Origin of the sequence: uncultured Aquincola sp. (assembly GCF_964001545.1) — a bacterium.
GTDB lineage: Bacteria > Pseudomonadota > Gammaproteobacteria > Burkholderiales > Burkholderiaceae_C > Aquincola.
Genome location: NZ_CAXFDV010000027.1, coordinates 1 through 4,366, shown reverse-complemented (window position 1 = coordinate 4,366; position 4,366 = coordinate 1). Strand labels below are relative to the sequence as shown.

Genomic DNA, 4,366 nt, shown 5'->3' with positions numbered 1-4,366 from the left:
TGCATGGGGTCGGCATGGCTGCGGTAACGACCGACCTCGATGCGGCGGATGCCGCTGGTGCCACCCGGGAACAAAGCCGATTGCCAGCGCCACAGCCGGTCGTGGTCCAGCGGCTGATCAAAACTGCGGGTGGCGTCGTCGATCACCGCCACCTGGCCGTCGGCATGGCGGTCCTGCGGTCCGGCGCTGGACAGGCCCAGGCGGCGCATGACCGAAGATCGCACGGCATCCGGCGACAGCCGTTGGCCCTCGATGGCGGCCGTGGCGATGGTTTCTTCCTCCATCAAGGTCTGCATCACCGAGACATCGCTTTGCAGACCAATGGCCTGCGCCTTGCCTTCAAGCCGCCCCTGCATGCGATGCGCATAGGCCAGCACCGGGCCGGCCTGCGCGGCGTTGAAGGTCAGCGCGGGCCAGTCCGGCTGCTGCTACACCCAGCGTGAGTTGCGGGAGCTCATGAGCCGAATCCTAGTCTATACGGCTCAAAAAGTGATCCGTTTCGGTCGATTTGTGGCTCATCAGCCCCAGCGCCTAACATGCACCCGGCCCGACCTGCCGGCCGGGCCGACAAGAACACCACGCGGAGACAAGCCCGGCATGCCTGAAGCCATCTATGACCACGTCATCGTGGGCGGCGGTACCGCCGGCTGCCTGCTGGCCAACCGGCTGAGTGCCGATCCGCGGCGGCGGGTGCTGCTGCTGGAGGCCGGGCCGGCCGACAATTACCACTGGATCCACATCCCGGTGGGCTACCTGTACTGCATCGGCAACCCGCGCACCGACTGGCTCTACCAGACCGATGCCGACGCGGGCCTCAACGGCCGCCAGCTGCGCTACCCGCGCGGCCGCACGCTGGGCGGCTGCAGCAGCATCAACGGCATGATCTACATGCGCGGCCAGTCGCGCGACTACGACGGCTGGGCCGCCGCCACCGGCAGCGACGACTGGGCCTGGCGCCAGGTGCTGCCCTACTTCCTGCTGCACGAAGACCACCACGGCGGCGCCGGCGAGCTGCACGGCGCCCAGGGCACCCTGCCCGCGGTGCTGCGCGGCGGGGCCGAGGGCGACCGCAACGACGCCTACCTGCAATCGTTGCGTGCCCGCGGCGCCGGTGGCGAATGGCGGGTCGAAAAGCAGCGGCTGCGCTGGGACATCCTGGACGCCTTCGCCCGTGCGGCCGAGCAGGCCGGCATCGCTGCCACGCCCGACTTCAACCGCGGCAGCAACGAAGGCGTGGGCTACTTCGAGGTCAACCAGCGCGCAGGCTGGCGCTGGAACACCGCCAAGGCCTTTCTGCGGCCGGCGCAGGGGCGGCCCAACTTGTCCATACAAGTGGGTGCACAGGTGCAGCGGCTGCGTCTGCAGGCCGATGCCGACGGCACCATGCGCTGCACCGGCCTGCGCTGGTGGAATGGTCGTGAATCGGTGGAGGTGCGGGCGCGGCATGAGGTAATCCTCAGCGCCGGCAGCATCGGCACGCCGCAGATCCTGCAGCTCTCGGGCATCGGGCCGGGCACGCACCTGCACGAGCACGGCGTGGCCGTGTTGCATGAGCTGCCCGGCGTGGGCGAAAACCTGCAAGACCACCTGCAGATCCGTGCGGTGTTCAAGGTGCAGAAGGTGAGCACGCTCAACGTGCTGGCCAACAGCCTGCTGGGCAAGGCCCGCATCGGGCTGGAATACGCCGTCAACCGCAGCGGTCCGATGAGCATGGCGCCCAGCCAGCTGGGGGCGTTTGCGCGCAGCGACCCATCGCGCGCCTGGCCCAACCTGCAGTACCACGTGCAGCCGCTCAGCCTGGATGCCTTCGGCGAGCCGCTGCACGGCTTTCCGGCCTTCACCGCCAGCGTGTGCAACCTCAACCCCAGCAGCCGCGGCCGGGTGCGCATCCGCAGCCCGCGCTTCGAGGACGCACCCTCGATCGCGCCACAGTACCTGAGCACCGAAGAAGACCGCCAGGTGGCCGCGCAGTCGCTGCGGCTGACGCGGCGCATCGTGGCCCAGCCGGCGCTGGCGGCCTACCAGCCGCAGGAATGGAAGCCCGGCACCCAGTACCAGACCGATGAAGAGCTGGCCCGGCTGGCCGGCGACATCGCCACCACCATCTTCCACCCGGTGGGCACCACCAGGATGGGCCGCGACGACGACCCGATGGCGGTGGTGGATGCGCGGCTGCGGGTGCGCGGCGTGCGCGGCCTGCGGGTGGTGGATGCGGGCGTGATGCCCACCATCACCAGCGGCAACACCAACTCGCCCACGCTGATGATTGCCGAGCGCGCCGCGCAATGGATCGCGCAGGACGCGCCCACGTGATCACCGACCCGTGGTTCTACGCGGTGGCCGTGCCCGCCGTGCTGCTGATGGGCTTGAGCAAGACCGGCTTCGGCGCCGGCTTCGGGGCGCTGGCAGTGCCGCTGATGGCGCTGGCCGTGCCGGTGCCGCAGGCGGCGGCCATCATGCTGCCGCTGCTGGCCATCATGGATGCGCTGGGCCTGGCTGCGTTCATCAAGGAGTTCGACCGCCAGCTCATCAAGCTCATCCTGCCGGCCGGGCTGTTGGGCACGGTGATCGGCACGCTGCTGTTCGGCGTGCTGCCGCCGCAGGTGGTGGCCGGCGTGGTGGGCGCCATCACGCTGCTGTTCCTGGCCATCCGCACGGTGTTTCCGCCGCGGGCCGATGCGCCGCCGCCGCCACGCTGGTTGGGCTTCGGGCTGGCCACGGTGTCGGGCTTCACCAGCTTCGTGGCCCATGCGGGCGGGCCGCCGATCAGCTTTTATGTGCTGCCGCTGCGGCTGCCGCCGGTGCGCTTCACCGCCACGATGGCGGTGTTCTTCGCGGCGGTGAACGCCTCCAAGTGGATTCCCTACGCCTGGCTGGGGTTGATCGACCTGGGCAACCTGGGCACCTCGGCCGTGCTGGCACCACTGGCGCCGGTGGGCGTGTGGGTGGGCGTGCGTGTGGTGCGGCGGGTGTCGCCGGTTTGGTTCTACCGGCTGTTTTCGCTGGGCATGCTGCTGACCGGCAGCAAGCTGCTGTGGGACGGACTGCGCTGAGCTGACGTAAGCCGCGCAGCGGGGCCGGGCGCCCTTGCTGCGCGGGCAAGTCGGCTCAGTGCCGCTGCTGCATCAGCCCCGGTGGGCGCGACGACGCAGCGCCACGCCCAGGCCCAGGCCACCGGCCAGCAGCAGGGCCAGCGACGAGGGCTCGGGCACCGGCGGTGTGGTGTCGACCAGGCTCACGCCGTCGAGCAGCGAGAAGGGCGGCAGCCCCGCCGGCCCGGTGGCCAGGAAGGACAGCCACTGGCTGGCCGAAGTGGCCGTGAAGGTGAAGCTTTCGGACTGCCAGGGCAGGAAGCCCTTGGAGGGCACCGCGCTGCCCGGCCCGCCGACCGACACGCTGTCGCTGCCGAAGCTCACGTTCCAGCCCACCCAGAAGTCGCCCTGCACGTCGGCGAACTGCGCGCCGCCCCACTCGAAGCTCAGCTGGTAGGTGTGGCCGGCCGTCAGCCCGTTGATCTGCTGCTGCACCGCGCCGGTGGCATAGCCGCCGTCGCCGCCCAGGAACTTGCCGCCGTTGCTGCTGCCGGTGAAGCCGTTGTTGACGCCGTTGTCCGGCCCCCAGACGAAGATGTTGGTGTTCAACGATGCCGAGTTCACCGAGGTGAAGCCGCCATTGAAGCCCGAGTTGGCCAGACCGTCGTCGGCCGTCGTGTCGAGCACGAAGTTGAAGTTGTTGTTGTCGGTCTGCGACCAGCCGGGCACCGAGACGATGCTGCCGACCTGGCCCAGACCCGTGCCCTGCTCGAAGCCGCCATTGACGACCAGCTCGGCGGGCGGGGCTGCAAAAGCGGGCAGGCTGCCCAACGCAAGGGCAGCGGCGATCGAAGACAGGCGCGGAAAAGTCATGAAGCCTCCAGGTTGGCGAGGTGAAGAAGTGGGGTGGCCGGCGTTGCGGCCCGTGGTGCGTGCGCCGCAGCGCGGCGACACGACTTGTTTCAGAGCATACGCAACCGGATACTTCGGTTACATGTCGACTGTGCGTTCTGCCCCAAAAACAACGAGTCGTGCAACTTTGGGGATGCGTTAGTGATACCTGGGTGTGGTACAGCGCGCCCACTTTTTCGAGGGCTTTGATGACTGCGACCCTGACCTCTTTGGCCGTCGACCTGTTGCGGCTGCTGGCCTGGGCAGCCTTGCTGTTGCTGGTGCTGGGTCCGCTGGAGCGGCTCTTCGGCCTGCGGCGCGTGGCCTGGCGCCGACCCGGCAGGGTGACCGACCTGTGCTGGTATTTCTTCAACGGCTTGCTGCTCAAGTGGCTGCTGTTGGTGCCCGCCATGGCGCTGGCGGTGCTGGCGCATGCGGCGGTG

4 protein-coding genes and 1 pseudogene are annotated in these 4,366 nt (G+C 69.1%); 3 read left to right on the top strand and 2 right to left on the bottom strand.

Annotated features, from left to right (window positions below; genetic code table 11):
• Window positions 1-377: DUF4172 domain-containing protein (locus ABNT58_RS00950; RefSeq protein WP_348751641.1), on the bottom strand; the 377-nt coding region annotated here is incomplete at its 3' end.
• 220 nt (window positions 378-597) lie between these two features.
• Here ABNT58_RS00950 and ABNT58_RS00945 point away from each other — a divergent pair.
• Window positions 598-2,313: a GMC family oxidoreductase N-terminal domain-containing protein gene (locus ABNT58_RS00945; protein ID WP_348751640.1), complete on the top strand. Its 1,716-nt coding sequence runs from the start codon at window positions 598-600 to the stop codon at window positions 2,311-2,313.
• Complete coding sequence (locus tag ABNT58_RS00940; protein WP_348751639.1) at window positions 2,286-3,053, top strand: sulfite exporter TauE/SafE family protein; 768 nt, start codon at window positions 2,286-2,288, stop codon at window positions 3,051-3,053. Before ABNT58_RS00945 ends, ABNT58_RS00940 begins: the two co-directional genes overlap by 28 nt.
• Window positions 3,054-3,125: 72 nt before the next feature.
• Here ABNT58_RS00940 and ABNT58_RS00935 read toward each other — a convergent pair whose 3' ends face one another.
• Window positions 3,126-3,905 (bottom strand): PEP-CTERM sorting domain-containing protein, encoded by a 780-nt coding sequence (locus ABNT58_RS00935; protein WP_348751638.1) that lies wholly within the window; start codon window positions 3,903-3,905, stop codon window positions 3,126-3,128.
• A 227-nt stretch (window positions 3,906-4,132) separates the two neighbouring features.
• On the opposite strand from ABNT58_RS00935, the pseudogene ABNT58_RS00930 reads away from it, so the two are divergent.
• A pseudogene (locus ABNT58_RS00930) lies at window positions 4,133-4,366 on the top strand (sterol desaturase family protein); the annotation flags it as partial.